Origin of the sequence: Corallococcus praedator (assembly GCF_003612125.1) — a bacterium.
GTDB lineage: Bacteria > Myxococcota > Myxococcia > Myxococcales > Myxococcaceae > Corallococcus > Corallococcus praedator.
Genome location: NZ_RAWI01000017.1, coordinates 14,216 through 30,413, shown reverse-complemented (window position 1 = coordinate 30,413; position 16,198 = coordinate 14,216). Strand labels below are relative to the sequence as shown.

Below are 16,198 nucleotides of genomic sequence, written 5' to 3'. Positions count from 1 at the left end.
TAGGAGGGCACGCATGGACTCGCACTACGATCAGGTGATGAAGGCGCGCGCGCAGGCGGATGCGGACGCGCCCCGGCTGTACTTCGCGTACTCGACCATCCTGGACCGGGCCGCCTTCGAGGAATGGAGGGACCAGCACAGCTACGGCTTCTTCGATCTGCCCGAAGGCCAGCTCGCCGAGGCGCTGGACGTGGATCTGGTCTACGACTTCCCCTCGCGCTGGTGGGGTGGACGGGTGGCGGGCCTCACCGACGCGCCGGGCGCGCGCGTGTATGGCCGGCTCTTCCAGATCGCCGGCAAGGACTGGTCCATCGTCCAGCACAAGGAGGGCTTCGTCACCGGCATGTGCGTGGAGCGCACGGTGCGCGTGCGCGTGGATGGCCAGGAGCTGGAGGCCACCGCGTTCGTGACCAACCCGCGCCGGGCGTCGCAGGACGGGCCGGTGAGCCCGCGCTTCGTGGAGGCGCTGGTGCGCGGTGCGACGAGCGCCGGGCTGCCCGCGGACTACGTGGCGAAGCTGGGCCGCGGCGAGACGCGCTGAAGCTCCCGCGCAATCCGCCGCGAGGCCCGGAGGTCACGGCCGCGCGGCGGGCTCCACGCGGTAGAGCGCGCCGGCCTGATCGTCGCTGATGATGAAGCCGCCGCCCGGCGCCAGGGCCACGTCCACCGGCCGGCCCCACACGCTCAGGTCCGGGTTCTTGAACCCGGTGACGACGTCCACCTCGCCCGTGGGCTGGTCCGTCGCGAGATCCCACGGGAACGCGGTGACCTTGTAGCCGGTCCGCTCCGTGCGGTTCCACGAGCCGTGGTAGGCCACCAGCGCGCCGCGCTTCCATCCCGGGTGGACCTCCCCGTTGTCGAAGAACGTCAGGCCCAGCGGCGCCGAGTGCGCCTGGATGCCCTGGTCCGTCCTGTCCAACGTCGCGCAGTCCGCCCTCGAGCCGTCCCGGTTCATGTCGTAGTCGCGGTCCAGGGGCATGTGCTTCAGGCCGCCAGGTGAGTCCGGGTTGGAGTTGCAGAAGGGCCAGCCGTAGTGCCCCCCGGCGCGCACGGACGTGAGGGCCTCCGGCGGGTGGTTGTCCACGTACTCGGGGATGACCTTGCCGTACTTCCCCGTGCCGTCATCCAGCGGGTAGGGCGTGTTGTCGCGGTTGTTGACCGCCACCCACAGCGTGTCGGTGCCCGGCACCCACGCCAGCCCCTCCGCGTTGCGCAGGCCCCGCGCGAACAGCTCCCGCGAGCCGCCGTCCCAGTTCCAGCGGTAGATGGCGCCGCGCAGCGGGTCGCTCGTCGTGTCGCTCAGGCACACGTTGCAGGTGGACGCGATGGCCACGTACAGCCGGTGCCGCGAGTCCACCGCGAGGTTCTTCAGCTCGTGCCCGTACGCGCCCTGCAGTTCCGGCAGGGACGCATCCGGCAGGCCGGAGACCACGGTGTCCACCGGGCCGCGCGTCGCCTCGCCCGCGGTCCACCGGGAGCGGGTGACGCGGTTCTTCTCCGACAGGAACACCCACACCTGGCCGTCGCGCTCGTGGAAGACGATGTCGTGCGGCCGGCCCAGGCCGGACGCCCACTGCGTCACCTCCGGGGCCTGCCCGTCCCGGGGGCGCACCTGCATCACCCGGTTCTGCCCGGGCACCGACACCAGCAGGGTGCCCTCCGGAGAGAAGGCGATGAACCGGGCACCCGGCACCCGCGCCCAGACGGACACCTGCATGCCTGAAGGGATGTTCAGGGAGCGCGTCACGTTGAACGGCTGCGCATTCATTCCGGCCGGAACCCGCACCTCCACCTGCTGGAGGGTCAGCTCGGCGGGGAGTCCCGCATCCGTGGTGTCGCCAGCGTCCGCCAGGCCCGCGTCCCCCAGCGCCGAGTCCGGGTTCTCGGGCGGAGCCGGGGAGGGGAGGGCGTCGTTGGAACGGCAGCCGGGCTGCAAGGACGCCAGCCCCAGGAAGGTCGTCAGCACGAGGGTGAGCCGCATGGTCCCCTTTTTCTAACCGGACACTTCGACGCGAGGTGCCCTCACTTGGACTGAACGGATACTGAACAAAACTGCAGCCAGTTTTTCAGTGGCCGCGAAGGGGCCTGAACGGACCTGAACAAACCTTCAGCCAGTTTTCAGGTGTCCCAGAACCCTCATACCTACATGAACAGAAAAGCAGCCATTTCCCCGGGGTGAGGGTCCCTCCGCGCCGTCGCACTTGAATCGATGAATGTCTGTCATTGGCGGGTAAAGACAGTCGTTTTGTGTGTGTTTTATTGATGTTTCATGTCTGTCTTTGGGGCGTCGATGGCGGGCAGGGGATCCGGAAACGGCGCGGATCGGCTTGACCCCGGCGAGACGTTGTGGCTTCATGAATTTGATTTCGATAATCAAAATCAATTGGAGGTCGCGATGCTCGGTCAGGAATGCTGCAGGGCGGTGCTGGCGCGAGGCCCGTGCGCCGAAGTCACGCGGTGCAGCTGTGGGCACATCCACCTGGCGGTGGGGCCGGTGACGCTGCGCCTGGAGGAGGACGTCCTGCGCGCGCTGGGCCACACGCTGCTGGAGGCCATCCACCACCTGGAGGCGGCGTCGCAGCAGCCCCGCCACGAGCCCGAGGCGTCGGAGCCCCCGGCCCCCGCGCATGGGGCGCCCAACGGCGGGTGGAAGCAGTGAGCCCCCAGGGCACGTTGCGGTGGGGTGGCATCCGCTCCGCCAGGGATCGGCGGCTGGGGACCGCGGCGGCCGCGCCGGCCGAGACGTCTTCCCAGCCGCTGTCGGTGCGCCTGGAGGAGGGGACGGGCAGTGCGCGGCGACAGGTGGAGCAGTCCACCTTCCTGGAGGCGCTCTTCCACGGTTCATGGAACGGCGGCGTGTATGGACAGTTCGTGCGGGCCCGGCACTACGTGAACCACCTGCGCCAACTGCACGTCCTCTACGAGGCCTTCGAGTCCGCGCTGCCGGCGGTGAAGGACGTCGCGCTCGCGCGGGTGCTGCGGCTGCCGGAGCTGCGGCGTGCCTCGGCGCTGGCGGCGGATCTGGACTGGTTCTGCGGCGACACGCGCACGCAGCCCTTCGCGTGCGCGGAGACGCGGCTGCACGCGCAGCGCATCCACGAGGTGGCCACGGAGGCGCCCCACCTGCTGCTCGCGCACGCCTACGCCCGGTGCGTGCAGGATCTGTTCACGGCGCCCCAGCGCGCGGAGCAGGTCGCGCAGGCGTTCGAGCTGGAGGGCGGTCGAGGCACCGCCTTCTACAACGCGGTGTCCGAGGGGGAGATGCAGGCCTTCCAGCGTCGGCTGGTGGCGCGACTGGACGAGGTGGCGCTGGGAGAACTCGAGTCCCAGGAGGTGGTCCAGGAAGCGCGGCTGGCGTTCCGCATCCAGGGGCTCATCTGCGACGAGCTGGCGCGAGACGCTCCCGGTATCGAGAACCCACGCGGCCCGTTCAATCCCTGACGCATCCAGGCAACACGGCCCTTGGGGATGGGGTGACTGTAAACCCACGGCGGTTCATCCCACCCCACGGGTCATATCCTCGTCTGGGAGGGCGATATGCCCTTTCGTGACAGGCACGCTAGGATGGCTGATCGTGACGACCCAGATGACCTCGAACATCGATCGCCGCTCCTTCCCCAGGCTCCAGGCTCCCCTCTATTCGCGCCCCGCGCGGATGAAGATCGGGGAGAAGAAGCAGGTGCTCGACGTCAGCCTCGGCGGCGCCCGCATCTACTCCGACGAGCCGCAGGACGTGGGTTCGCGGTTGGACCTGGAGTTGTTCCTGCCGGACGGCAGCTCCCTGGAATGTACGGCCCGCATCGTCTGGGCCGTCAAGCTACCCAAGGACGCCGTGGCCCGCTTCGAGATCGGCCTGTCCTTCATCGACGTGCCGGATGAGACGCTGGAGCGGTTGAAGACCGTGCTCGTCGCGGATGAAACCTGACGGCTGCGACACCGCGGAGCCGCGGCCCGGTGTCATGACGCCCGGGCCCGCCCCGTGAAACACGTTATTTCGACGACGCGCCGTCCAGCTCGCGCAGGTCGTCCGCTTCCAGCTTCAGGCTGAACGCCCCCAGCAGCTCCTTCACCTGCGGCACCGACGTCGCGCTGGCGATGGGCGCCACCACCGTGGGCCGCGTCGCGAGCCACGCGAGCGCCACCTGCGCCTCGCTGGCACCCCGGCGCTGCGCCACCTTCTTCAGCGCGGCCACGACGCCCCAGCCCTTCGCGTTGCCGTACTTCTTCAGCACGCCGCCCGCGCGCGCGGACCGCGGCGCCGGCTGTCCCTCCTGGTACTTGCCGGTGAGGAACCCCGACGCGAGCCCGAAGTAGGGCGCCACCGCGAGCCCTTCCTTCTCGCTCAGCGGCTGGAGCGCGTTCTCGAAGCCGGGGCGCTCCACCAGGTTGTACTCCGGCTGGAGCACCTCATAGCGCGCGAGCCCCAGGCGCTTCTGCGTGGCCAGCGCCTCCGCGGCGCGCTCCGCGGTGTGGTTGCTCAGGCCCAGCGCCTTCACCTTGCCCGCCTTCACCAACGCGTCGAAGGCGCGGAGCGTCTCCTCGAATGGCGTATTCGGGTCGTCGTAGTGCGCGTAGTACAGGTCGATGCGCTCCACGCCCAGGCGGCGCAGGGAGGCGTCCACGCTCTGCTCGATGTGCTCGCGACGCAGGCCCTTGCCCAGCGCCGTCTCCGCGCCGACCTTCGTGGCCACCACCACGCGGTCCCTCGCCTTGCGCGAGGCAATCCACCTGCCCAGCACCGTCTCCGATTCGCCGCCCTGGTGACCGGGGATCCACCGCGAGTACACGTCCGCGGTGTCGATGAAGTTGCCGCCGCCTTCGACGAACGCGTCGAGCACGGCGAAGGAGGTGGCTTCATCGCTCGTCCAGCCGAAGACGTTCCCGCCCAGACACAGTGGGAACACCTCCAGCCCGGTCGTTCCCAGCTTCCGCTTCGTCGCTGCCTGCGAGGCCATTCGCGCGTCCTTTCGTTGCCGCCGTGAAGTCACCGGACGAAAGGACGCGCTCCAGGCGCCCTTGTCAGCCCGGCGTGAACCACACCACCGACAGCGGGGGCAGGGTGAGGGCCACCGACGCCGGCTGACCATCCCAGCCCGTGGGTTCGGTGTGCACCTGACCGTTGTTGCCCAGGCCGCTGCCGCCGTACTCCCCTGCGTCGCTGTTGACCAACTCCACGTAACGGCCGTGGAGCGGGAAGCCCACGCGATAATTCTCACGCGGCACCGGGGACAGGTTGGCCACGCACACCACGTGACGCCCGGGGGTGCGCGAGCGGCGCACGAAGGCCAGCACGTTCGCCGCGGAGGCGTCCGGCTGGAGCCACTGGAAGCCCACCGGCTCGCTGTCGGCGTCGTGCAGCGCGGGCAGCTCGCGGTAGACGCGGTTCAGGTCCCCCACCAGCTTCTGGATGCCCTTGTGGCCGGCGTCATCCAGCAGGTGCCAGTCCAGGCTCTTGTCGTGGTTCCACTCGCCGGGCTGGCCGAACTCACCGCCCATGAAGAGCAGCTTCTTGCCCGGGTGGGCCCACATCCACGCGAAGAGCGCGCGCAGGTTGGCGCGCTTCTGCCACGGGTCTCCCGGCATGCGGCCGTAGAGGCTGCCCTTGCCGTGCACCACCTCGTCGTGGCTCAGCGGCAGCATGAAGTGCTCGCTGAACGCGTACAGCAGGCCGAAGGTGAGCTGGTTGTGGTGGTACTGCCGGTGGATGGGATCCTTGCCGAAGTACGACAGCGTGTCGTGCATCCACCCCATGTTCCACTTGAAGTGGAAGCCCAGGCCGCCCTCGCTCGTGGGCTGGCTCACCTTGGGCCACGCGGTGGACTCCTCCGCGATGACCACCACGCCCGGGTGCTTGCGGCGGATGGTGTCGTTGAGCTCGCGCAGGAACTGGATGGCCTCCTCGTTCTCGCGGCCGCCCCAGCGGTTGGGGATCCACTCGCCGTGCTTCCGGCTGTAGTCCAGGTAGAGCATGGAGGCCACCGCGTCTACGCGCAGCCCGTCGATGTGGTACTCCTCCAGCCAGAACAGCGCGTTGGCGATGAGGAAGTTGCGCACCTCGTTGCGGCCGAAGTTGAAGACGAGCGTGCCCCAGTCCGGCTGCGCTCCCTTGCGCGGGTCGGCGTGCTCGTAGAGGGACGTGCCGTCGAAGTCGCCCAGCGCGTGACTGTCGCGCGGGAAGTGGCCCGGCACCCAGTCCACGATGATGCCGACGCCCTCCTGGTGCAGGTAGTCCACCAGGTAGCGGAAGTCGTCCGGGTGGCCGAAGCGCGACGTGGGCGCGTAATAGCCGCCCACCTGATAGCCCCAGGAGCCGCCGTAGGGATGCTCCGCCACGGGCAGGAGCTCCACGTGCGTGAAGCCCAGCTCCTTCACGTAGCGCGACAGCTCCGGCGCCAGCTCGCGGTACGTCATGGGCCGGTCGCCGTCCTCCACCACGCGGCGCCAGCTTCCCAGGTGCACCTCGTAGACGCTCCAGGGCTGGCGCGCGGCGTCCGTGTGCTTCTCCCGGGCCTCCAGCCACGCGGTGTCGCCCCAGGAATAGCGGGCCAGGTCGTGCACCACCGACGCGGTGGCCGGCGGCGTCTCCGTGCGGAAGGCGAACGGATCCGACTTGAGCAGCCGGCCGCCGCCGTGGCCCGGGCGGATCTCGAACTTGTAGCGGGTGCCTTCGCCGACCTCCGGGACGAACAGCTCCCAGATGCCGGAGGACCCCATGCGCCGCATGCTGTGCAGGCGCCCGTCCCAGCCGTTGAAGTCACCCACCACCGACACGCTGGCCGCCGTGGGCGCCCAGACGGCGAAGGACGTGCCCTTCACCCCGTTGTGGTGGATGAGGTGCGCGCCCATGCGCTCCCAGAGCCGCTCGTGGCGGCCCTCGCCGGCGAAGTACAGGTCCAGCTCCCCCAGCGTGGGCAGGAAGCTGTACGGGTCGCGCAGCGTGAAGACCTTCTTGCCCGGGTACTCCACCTCCAAGAGGTAGCTGAAGGGCTCCGTGCGGCCGTTGATGCGCGCCTCGAAGACGCCGCCGGTGCGGTGCACCATGGGCACCTTGCCGCCGAACTCCGGCAGCACGTGGATGGACACGGCTTCCGGCCGGTAGGCCCGGACCACCATGCCGTCCCCGTCCGGGTGGACGCCCAGCACGGAGTGCGGCTCCGGATGGCGCAGCTCCACCACGCGTTGCAGCTCCGCCTCCACCTGTGCTCTGTCCGCCGGCTTCCTCACTGGGCATCCTCCATCCGCAACAGGGCCTCGACGGGGATGCGCACCCAGTCGGGCCGGTTCGCGAGCTCGTAGCGCACTTCGTACAACAGCTTCTCCAGCTCGAAGGCGCGCAACATCACCTCAAACGCTTCGTCGGTGTCCGGCAGGAAGGGCGCGCCTCGGGTCGCCGCGCGGTAGCCCTCCAAAAACGCGTCTCGGGTGGGGCCCACGCGCCCGCGCGGCTGGCCGCCCTCCAGCGCCACGGTGGCCTCCGCGTAGTCGAAGGAGCGGATCATCCCCGCCACGTCGCGCAGCGCGCTGTACTTCTCCCGGCGCGCGGTGAACGAACGCGAGGGCTCTCCCTCGAAGTCGAAGAACAGCCACTGGTTCTCCGAGCGCAGCACCTGACCCAGGTGCAGGTCGCCGTGGATGCGGATCTTCTGTCCGGACGGCGTCACGTGCGCCAGCTTCTTCGCGTACGCGATGAGTCCGTCGCGCCGGCCCTCCAGGTCCGCGTGCAGCCGGCCCGCGTCCGCCAGCGTCACGCCCAGCTCGCCCACGATGGACGCGCTCCAGCGCTGCAGGTCCTCCAGCAACAGGGGCTCCGGGGAGAAGGCCAGATCGTCCGGCGCCGCGGAGGCGAAGGCCTTGTGCAGGTCCCCCAGGCGCGCGCCCAGCTCCCGCATGTCCGTCAGGAAGCCGTCGCCCAGGGCCTTCGTCTGGCGCAGCCGGTCCAGCGTGTACTTCCAGCCGTCCACCGCGTCCGGCACGAAGCGGTGCGCCAGGGCCAACGTCGCGCCCGCGGGGCCTTCCAGGTTGAGCGCGCCCAACAACTGCGGCGTCGCGCGGAAGGACGTCTTCGTCGCGAGGAAGCGGCCAACCTCGTACTCGGGGTTCACGCCCGCTTCGAGCTTGCGGATGACCTTGATGATGACCCGCTCCCCCAGCACGAGCGACGTGTTGCTCTGCTCCACGCTCAGCCGGCGCACCGGCAGCGGATCCGGCAGGGCCACGCCGCTGTCGGTGGAGGCAATCCATTCGCCCAGCACGCGGCCGGAGCCGGAGGGCAGCTCGCGACCCTCCCGCGCCAGGGCGAAGAGGGCGCGCACGCAGGTGTCGTCCTCCAGCGCGCTCGTCAGGCCCTCCGGGGTCTGCCGCGCCAGGAGCTGGTAGCGCTCCGGCTGGCCCAGCTCGTACACCACCTCCACGATGGCGAGCGTGAACGAACACGTGCCCAGCTCCATGTTCACGTGGTCCGCCACGCTGACGCTCTTGATGGGCCACGCCTTGCCGGCGAACCAGCGCTGGGCCTTGAGGAAGTCGGGCAGCTTTGTCAGGTCCAAGGGTGTCACGCGCGTTTACTCCTTCCCCGGCAGAGGCTTGTCCAACCGGAACCACAGGAACATGTAGGGGCCCATCGACAACTGATAGGGCAGGTCGCTGATGCGGGGGAACGCCGTCTCGCCAATCAGCTCCACCGGCACGGAGCCGCTCAGCTCGCGCATGTCCAGGACGGCCGGCTGCGCGAAGCGCGACAGGTTGCAGATGACCAGCACGGACTGGCCCTCCCATTCGCGCACGAAGGCCAGCACCTTGCGGTTGTCCGTCGTGAGGAAGCGCAAGCTGCCCATGGCGAACACGGGGTAGCGCTGGCGGATGCGGATCATCCGCTTCACCCACTGCAGCAGGCTGGACTTCTGCCGGTCCTGCGCCTCCACGTTGATGGCCTGGTAGCCGTAGACGGGGTCCGCGATGACGGGCGCGAACAGGCGCGCGTAGTCCGCGCGGCTGAAGCCCGCGTTGCGGTCGCCGGTCCACTGCATGGGCGTGCGCACGCCGTTGCGGTCGCCCAGGTAGATGTTGTCGCCCATGCCGATTTCATCCCCGTAGTAGAGGACCGGCGTGCCGGGCAGGGTGAACAGCAGGCTGTGCATCAGCTCGATGCGCCGCCGGCCGTTGTCCATCAGCGGCGCCAGGCGGCGGCGGATGCCCAGGTTGATGCGCATGCGCGGGTCGGTGGCGTACTCCCGGTACATGTAGTCCCGGTCCTCGTCCGTCACCATCTCCAGCGTCAGCTCATCGTGGTTGCGCAGGAAGATGGCCCACTGGCAGTTGTCCGGGATCTCCGGCGTCTGCTGCATGATCTCCACGATGGGCGTGCGGTCCTCGCGGCGCACCGCCATGAACAGGCGGGGCATCACCGGGAAGTGGAAGCCCATGTGGAACTCGTCGCCCTCGCCGAAGTACTTGCGCACGTCGGCGGGCCACTGATTGGCCTCCGCGAGCAGCACCTTGCCCTGGTACTCGGAGTCGATCGTCTTTCGCAGGCGCTTCAAGAACGCGTGCGTCTCCGGGAGGTTCTCGCAGTTGGTGCCCTCGCGCTCGAAGAGGTAGGGCACGGCGTCGCAGCGGAACCCGTCCACGCCCATGTTGAGCCAGAAGCGCATGACGTCCAGCATGGCTTCCTGCACTTCGGGGTTGTCGTAGTTGAGGTCCGGCTGGTGGCTGAAGAAGCGGTGCCAGAAGTACTGCTTGGCCACCGGATCCCACGTCCAGTTGGAGCGCTCCGTGTCGGTGAAGATGATGCGCGTGCCCTTGTACTGTTCGTCGGTGTCGCTCCAGACGTACCAGTTGCGCTTGGGGCTCTTCGGGTCGCGGCGGGCCTCCTGGAACCAGGGGTGCTGGTCGCTGGTGTGGTTCACCACCAGCTCGGTGAGGATGCGCAGGCCGCGCTTGTGCGCCTCCTCCACCAGCCGCTGGAAGTCCGCCAGCGTGCCGTAGTCCGGGTGGATGCCGTAGTAGTCCGCGATGTCGTAGCCGTCATCGCGCAGCGGGGAAGGGTAGTGCGGCAGCAGCCACAGACAGTCCACGCCCAGGTCCTGGAGATAGGGCAGCTTCTCGATGAGGCCCGGGATGTCCCCGTGGCCGTCCCCGTTCGAGTCGTGGAATGCGCGGATGTGCAGCTCGTAGATGAGCGCCTTTTTGTACCAGAGCGGATCCAGGTCCATACGCCTCTCGGAGGGTGTCACTCGAAGTAGTCGAACGCGTGCTCGGTGCGGCGGAAGCGATACACGGCATACACGGCCGCGGGCTGTTCCGGCGTCAGGCGCACCTGCACGTCCGGTCCCTGCCACAGGGAGCGTTGGTCGGCCATCAGTTCGTGCACCTGGTACGTCTCCTCCGGCTTCACGCCCAGCCATTCCATGGGGACGTGCAAGAGCGCCTCCTGCGGCGCGTACGGATCCAGGCTCACCGCCACCAGCACCGTGCTGGTGCCGTCCGGCGTGCGCTTGCCGTAGAAGAGGACGCGCTCGTTGTCGGATTCGAAGAAGCGCAGGCCCGAGTACTGCTGGAGCGCGGGGTGCTGCTTGCGCGCGGCGTTGAGCTTCGCAATCCAGTCGGAGATGTTGCCCGGCTTGTCCCAGTCCCACGCGACGAGCTGGTACTTCTCCGAGTCCAGGTACTCCTCCTTGCCCGGCACCGGACGGCCCTCGCACAGCTCATAGCCGGAGTACATGCCCCACACCGACGACAGCGTGGAGGCCAGCGCCACGCGCAGGCGGAAGGCGCCGGGGCCCGCGTTCTGGAGGTTCTCCGGGAGGATGTCCGGCGTGTTGGGCCAGAGGTTGCCGCGGAAGTAGTCCGCCACCGGAGGCTGGGTGATCTCCTCCAGGTACGTGCGCAGCTCGTCCTTGAAGAGGCGCCAGGTGAAGTACGTGTACGACTGGGTGAAGCCCACCTTGCCCAGCGCCTTCATCACCTTGGGACGCGTGAAGGCCTCCGACAGGAAGAGCACGTCCGGATGCAGGTCCTGCACCTCGCGGATGAGCCAGTGCCAGAACTGCATGGGCTTGGTGTGCGGATTGTCCACGCGGAAGGTGCGCACGCCGTGGTCCACCCAGAACAGGACGACGGACTTCAGCTCCTGCCAGAGGGCGTCGCGCGCGGGGCCCATCCAGTCGAAGTTGACGATGTCCTCGTAGCGCTTGGGCGGGTTCTCCGCCGTCTTGATGGTGCCGTCCGGGCGGTGCTGGAACCACTCCGGATGTTCCTTCACGTAGGGGTGGTCCGGCGCGCACTGGAACGCGAGGTCCAACGCCACCTCGATGCCATGCGCCTTCGCCGCGTCCACGAACGCGGCGAAGTCCGCGAACGTGCCCAGCTCCGGATGGATGGCCTTGTGGCCGCCCTCCTTCGCGCCAATGGCCCAGGGGCTGCCCACGTCACCGGGCTGCGCGTTGAGGGTGTTGTTCTTCCCCTTGCGCGCGGTGCGGCCGATGGGGTGGATGGGCGGGAGGTAGACGGTGTCGAAGCCGAGCTTCTGGATGTAGGGCAGCCAGTCCTGCGCGTCCTTGAAGGTGCCGTGCGTCTTGCCGTCGCGCTTCGCCGAGCGCGGGAAGAACTCGTACCAGGCCGCGTTGCGCGCCTTCTCCCGGTCCGCGAAGACCTCCAGCACCTCGTCATAGCGGCGCGCGAGCGACCGGTCGGGGTGCCGCGACGCGGTGTCCGCCAGCTCGGGCGACAGGGCGACGAGCAGGTGTTCCGGCGAGGGTGGGGTGCGCAGGCGCGCCCCTGCCTCGGCGAGCGAGCGGGCGTCCTCGGCGGAGACGGCCTTCGCGCGCACGGCGGCGCCTTCCAGCAGGGCCGCGCCTTCGAGCAGCTCGCTCTTCACGTCGCGGCCCGCGTCCACCTTGCGCTTCAGCTCGTGCGCCCAGGTGCGGAAGAGATCCGGCCACGCTTCAATCGTGTATTCGTAGCGGCCATTGCGGGCGAGGGGGATGACACCCTCCCACGCGTCGTTGCTTTTGGGGGTGAGGGGTACCTCCGCCCATTCGGTCTTCTGGGCGGCGGGGGTGACCTGGCGCCAGCGCGCGACGGCCACGAGGACGTCGTGGCCTTCCTTGAAGATGTCCGCGCGGACGGTCAGGCTCTCTCCGGCGATGCGCTTGATGGCGTAGCGCCCTGCGTCCAGCTCCGGCTGGACGCTCTCGATGAACACGCTTCCGAGTCGGTCGGTCATATCGGCTGGCGGTGCCTTATAGGACTGTGAGTGGGTGGCTCCAGGCGGCAATGTGCGGGTGTTGTTGATTGAAGAAGGCGACCGCCTGGTCGCGTTGGCCGGTCAACGTTAGGGATGGAGGGGACAGGCGACTACCCTCAGGGGCTGGGTGAACGGGCTTCGATAGTTGAAGCTGGGATCCGCCCCACCGGTTGCGGTATCCGGGAAGAACATGGCGCCTACCGACTCCTCCGCTCAGCAAGCGAGTGACCTGTCGGCCGATCGCGACCTGCTGCGGCAGGTGGCGCTCGGCAGCGCGGAGGCCATGCGCGCGGTGTACGCGCGGTGTTCAGCGCGGGCGTTCGCCATCGCGGTCCGGTTGCTGCCCACGCGCGCGGACGCGGAAGAGGTGCTGCAGGAGGCCTTCCTGGACGTGTGGCGGCGTGCGCGGGAGTTCGATCCCTCGCGCGGCGGACTGGAGACGTGGGTCACGACCATCGCGCGCACGCGCTCCATCGACCGGCTGCGTTCGTTGGGGACGGTGTCGCGGATGGTGGAGGGCGTAGGCCAGCAGCCGCCCCCGGTGAGTGCGATGCCGCCGGCGCCGGATGCCTCCGCGTCCACGAAGCAGGAGCAGGCGCGGGTGCGCGAGGCGCTGACGCAGCTGCCGCCGGAGCAGCGCGAGGTGGTGATGCTCGCGTACTTCGAGGGCCTGTCGCAGAGCGAGATCTCCGAGCGCACGGGACACCCGCTGGGCACGGTGAAGACGCGGGCGCGGCTGGCGCTGGAGAAGCTGGCGGTGTTGTTGGAAGAGCACCCCACCGCGGCGTCCGGTTGAGCTGAGCAGGACATCCGTCCCGGTCCGCGGGGATGGGCGGTGGAGCAGGCCCGGGCCGTGTCTGCCTTGCCGCCGCCGCGGGTCACCCCAAACGTTGCGACTGTTTCGAGAACCCCAGGGAGGGGCGGACATGCGCAAGGTGAAGGATCCGGGTGTGGCGTTGATGAACGATCGCGAGATGAAGCTGGTGCTGGCCAGTGCGCCGCGAAACCTCATGGAGCTGTCGGAGCGCGAGCTCAAGGGGATGGTGAAGCGGGCGCGCGGGATGATGGACAAGTACACGCAGCGCTCGCACATGCTGCGGCGCGAGGCGTCCGGCAAGCGCGTCCCCACGCGCAGCCGCAAGGCGGAAGGGGACATGAACACCCGGCGCAAGGCGGCGCTGTTCCGCACGGCGCTGTCGCGCTTCGAGATGCAGCTGGGCCGGATGGAGCGCGCGGCGATGCGCAAGGCCCGGCCCGCGATGCGCAAGGCCCGCCCCGCGATGCGCAAGCGGCCCGTGGCGAGGAAGGCGACGCGTGCCACGCCCCTGCGCAAGAAGACCGCGATGGCGAAGCGGACGGCGCGGCCCGCGGGCTACGCGCGCCGGGGGCAGGTGAAGGGCGGGGCGCGCAAGGCGCAGGGCTTCTCGTCCATGAAGACGCAGGCGCACCGGGCCTCGCAGGGCCGCCGGACGCAGGCGCGCCGGGATGCGACGCGCTAGCGCTTCGTCACCGCGTCCGCCTCACGGGGGAGTGGGGCGGACGCGGAAGAGGGCCCGGCGATGGTAGAAGCCGGCCCATGCGGACCCAATGGATCATCGGCGGGGTGTTGGGGGTGGCGCTCGCCGTCGTGCCCCGCGTGCTCGCCCACTTCGAGCCCGGCGCCTATGAAGCGGCGCGCTCGTTCGTCCCCTCCAGCCCCCACTCAGCCTGGGGGCGGCATCAGCGGGCCGGTGAAGCCGACCTCCAGCCCTCCGTATTCGGACGGGGCCAGGGTCAACGTCCAGCCGTGCAGCTCCACGACGTTGTGCACGATGTGCAGGCCCAGGCCCTGGCCTTGAGGATCCCGGGTGCGGGCCGCGTTGCCCCGGAAGCGGCGCTCCAGGAGTCGTGAGCGCTCCTCGTCCGAAATGCCCGGTCCATCGTCGATGACGCGCAGGTGGAAGGTCTGCTGGCGCGTCGTCTCCAGCACCACCGCCACGTGGCCGTCCAGGCGTCCGTAGCGGATGCCGTTGAGCACCACGTTGCTCACCGCCTGCTCCAGCAGCGTCTCGTCTCCCATCACCCACGTAGGCTTCGCCGGCACGCCGCTCTCCAGGGTCATCCGCTGGGGCCTCGCGATGGGCTGGTGCCGGCCCAGCACCCGCGACACCAGCGCGTTCAGGTCCACCGGCGCGTGCTGCACCTGGGGGGCTCCGGCCTCCAGCCTCGCGGCCGCTCCCAGGTTGTGCACCAGCGAGGCCATGTAGTGCGCCTCGCTCATCGCGGAGTGCATCAGCGTGGGCTCCAGCGGCTCTCCTGCCAGGATCCGCTGCTGCATCGCGGCCAGGTGGCCCTGCAGCACCGTCAGCGGCGTCATCACGTCGTGCGTGGTGTTGGCCAGGAAGTCGCGCAGCGTCTGCTCGCGCGCCTCCTGGTGCGCCATCTGGGCCTGGATCTCCGCCCGTGCTTCCTGGAAGGCCCTTGCCAGCTCCGCGATCTCGTCGTGGCCCCGCACCGTCACCGGCTGCTGGTAGTGGCTGCCGGAGGAGGCGCGCACCTCCTCCGTGAGCCGGCGCAGCCGCTGCATCACCGGCCCCAGCGCCAACACCATCGCGGACAACAGGATGAACGTGGGCACGCCCCAGATGTACAGCGGGGGCAGGCCCACCTCCGGCGAGTCGGCAGGCTCCACGCGCCGGGCCAGCACGTACGCGCACGGCCCGCCGTCCCAGGGCATGCGCAGGAGCAGGTCCTGCACCAGCGCGCCGTCCTGCTCCTTCGTGTAGCGGCGCACGCCGACGCCGTCCGCCAGCGCCCCTTCGCGCAGGTCGTCGTCCAGCACGGGGGCCTGCGCATTGGCCGACACGAACCTGCCGTCGAACGGGAAGAGGCTCACCGGCGGCAACCGTCTTCCGAACGGACCCCGGTCGCCGGTGCGTCCCCGGGGCGGTCCATCGCTGCCCGGTTCGCGGGGCCCGGAGCCCGGTGCTTCACCCGGGGACGGGCCGTTGGGTGCGCCCGACGGTGGACCGTCTCCCAGATTGGGGACACCCTCGCGCTCCCACGGTGGACGCTGGGAGCGGGTGCGCACCATCCAGGTGTCGGGCGCGGACTCGCAGCGCTCGCGTCCACCGGATTGCATCTGCGTCAGGACGGACGCGGCGATGACCTCATCCGTCGTGCGCCGGCGCACCGAGTGCTCCACCTGCACCAGCGCGAACACCGCGGGCACCGTCACCGCCACCGCCGTGAGCGCCAGGCGCAGTCGCAGCTTCACGCATCCTCCCCGGGGACCAGTCGGTAGCCCACACCCCACACCGTCTCCACGCACTTCACCGGGCCCAGCTTGCGCCGCAGCCGCGAGACGTGGACGTCCAGCGTGCGCTCCGTGCCTTCACGCTCCGGATCCAACACGTGCTCCACCAGCCACTGCCGCGTCACGGCCTCCTGGGGCCTGCGCGCCAGCGCCGCGAGCAGCTCGAACTCCACCCGCGTGAGCTCCACCGGACGCCCCTGCACCTGGACGGCGTGCGCCTGGAGGTCGATTCTCAGCGGGCCCACCTCCACCACCGCCTGCTCCTTCTGGAGGGTGTCCTTCTGGAGGGTGGGGCGGCGCAGGCGTGCTCGCACGCGCTCCACCAGCTCCTCCGGCCAGAAGGGCTTGGTCATGTAGTCGTCCGCGCCCAGCTTCAGCGAGCGGACCTTGTCCAGCGTGTCGTTGCGCGCGCTCAGGATGAGCACCGGAACCTCCGAGAAGGTCCGCAGTGCCTTGAGCATGTCCAGACCGTAGGTGCCGGGCAGCATCAGGTCCAACACCACGAGGCTCACGTCCGGAAGCTCGCCGGCCACCAGCATGCGGCCCTCGCGCCACCAGAGCGGTTCGAAGCCCGCGCCCCTCAGGTGCCCGACGATCTGCGAACCCAGCGGATCGTCATCCTCCACCAGCAGGATGCGGTCACCCATGCGCCAGCGCTC

The 16,198-nt window shown here is 69.5% G+C and carries 14 protein-coding genes; 6 read left to right on the top strand and 8 right to left on the bottom strand.

Features of this window, described 5'->3' with window-relative positions; translation table 11 throughout:
* The first annotated feature begins 13 nt into the window (after positions 1-13).
* Positions 14-541, top strand: coding sequence for a gamma-glutamylcyclotransferase family protein (locus tag D7Y13_RS04095; protein WP_120533647.1), 528 nt, complete (start codon positions 14-16; stop codon positions 539-541).
* Between the two features lie 33 nt (positions 542-574).
* Here the strand turns inward: D7Y13_RS04095 and D7Y13_RS04090 are convergent, their stop codons facing one another.
* Entirely contained in the window at positions 575-1,981 is a 1,407-nt protein-coding gene (locus D7Y13_RS04090; RefSeq protein WP_120582775.1) for a PQQ-dependent sugar dehydrogenase, read from the bottom strand.
* A gap of 414 nt (positions 1,982-2,395) precedes the next feature.
* Between D7Y13_RS04090 and D7Y13_RS04085 the strand changes: the two genes are divergently transcribed.
* From D7Y13_RS04085 to D7Y13_RS04075, 3 genes are all read left to right on the top strand, one after another.
* A complete protein-coding gene (locus D7Y13_RS04085; RefSeq protein WP_120533645.1) occupies positions 2,396-2,659 on the top strand; it encodes a hypothetical protein in 264 nt (87 codons plus the stop codon).
* Positions 2,656-3,441 (top strand): biliverdin-producing heme oxygenase, encoded by a 786-nt coding sequence (locus D7Y13_RS04080; protein WP_120582776.1) that lies wholly within the window; start codon positions 2,656-2,658, stop codon positions 3,439-3,441. The genes D7Y13_RS04085 and D7Y13_RS04080 overlap by 4 nt, the downstream gene beginning before the upstream one ends.
* A 133-nt stretch (positions 3,442-3,574) precedes the next feature.
* Positions 3,575-3,925 (top strand): PilZ domain-containing protein, encoded by a 351-nt coding sequence (locus D7Y13_RS04075; RefSeq protein ID WP_233595363.1) that lies wholly within the window; start codon positions 3,575-3,577, stop codon positions 3,923-3,925.
* A gap of 64 nt (positions 3,926-3,989) precedes the next feature.
* On the opposite strand, the gene D7Y13_RS04070 is transcribed toward D7Y13_RS04075, so the two are convergent.
* The 5 genes from D7Y13_RS04070 to D7Y13_RS04050 form a co-directional block, all read right to left on the bottom strand.
* A complete protein-coding gene (locus D7Y13_RS04070; RefSeq protein WP_120582777.1) occupies positions 3,990-4,955 on the bottom strand; it encodes an aldo/keto reductase in 966 nt (321 codons plus the stop codon).
* 64 nt (positions 4,956-5,019) lie between these two features.
* Positions 5,020-7,224, bottom strand: a complete 2,205-nt coding sequence (gene glgB / locus D7Y13_RS04065; RefSeq protein ID WP_120533641.1) for a 1,4-alpha-glucan branching protein GlgB — start codon at positions 7,222-7,224, stop codon at positions 5,020-5,022.
* Positions 7,221-8,555 carry a phosphotransferase gene (locus D7Y13_RS04060; protein WP_120533640.1) on the bottom strand — a complete coding sequence of 445 codons (1,335 nt, stop codon included), beginning with the start codon at positions 8,553-8,555 and terminating at the stop codon, positions 7,221-7,223. The genes glgB and D7Y13_RS04060 overlap by 4 nt, the downstream gene beginning before the upstream one ends.
* A gap of 6 nt (positions 8,556-8,561) precedes the next feature.
* Complete coding sequence (gene treS, locus D7Y13_RS04055; RefSeq protein ID WP_120533639.1) at positions 8,562-10,211, bottom strand: maltose alpha-D-glucosyltransferase; 1,650 nt, start codon at positions 10,209-10,211, stop codon at positions 8,562-8,564.
* 17 nt (positions 10,212-10,228) lie between these two features.
* Positions 10,229-12,223, bottom strand: a complete 1,995-nt coding sequence (locus tag D7Y13_RS04050) for an alpha-1,4-glucan--maltose-1-phosphate maltosyltransferase (RefSeq protein ID WP_120582778.1) — start codon at positions 12,221-12,223, stop codon at positions 10,229-10,231.
* Positions 12,224-12,434: 211 nt separating this feature from the next.
* On the opposite strand from D7Y13_RS04050, the gene D7Y13_RS04045 reads away from it, so the two are divergent.
* Both D7Y13_RS04045 and D7Y13_RS04040 read left to right on the top strand, forming a co-directional pair.
* A complete protein-coding gene (locus tag D7Y13_RS04045) occupies positions 12,435-13,040 on the top strand; it encodes a sigma-70 family RNA polymerase sigma factor (protein ID WP_120533637.1) in 606 nt (201 codons plus the stop codon).
* A gap of 130 nt (positions 13,041-13,170) precedes the next feature.
* A complete protein-coding gene (locus D7Y13_RS04040) occupies positions 13,171-13,743 on the top strand; it encodes a hypothetical protein (RefSeq protein WP_120533636.1) in 573 nt (190 codons plus the stop codon).
* 203 nt (positions 13,744-13,946) lie between these two features.
* Here D7Y13_RS04040 and D7Y13_RS04035 read toward each other — a convergent pair whose 3' ends face one another.
* Positions 13,947-15,500 carry a sensor histidine kinase gene (locus tag D7Y13_RS04035; RefSeq protein WP_120582779.1) on the bottom strand — a complete coding sequence of 518 codons (1,554 nt, stop codon included), beginning with the start codon at positions 15,498-15,500 and terminating at the stop codon, positions 13,947-13,949.
* On the bottom strand, positions 15,497-16,186 hold the full coding sequence (locus tag D7Y13_RS04030; protein WP_120582780.1) for a response regulator transcription factor: 690 nt from the start codon (positions 16,184-16,186) through the stop codon (positions 15,497-15,499). Before D7Y13_RS04030 ends, D7Y13_RS04035 begins: the two co-directional genes overlap by 4 nt.
* Between the last annotated feature and the right edge of the window lie 12 nt (positions 16,187-16,198).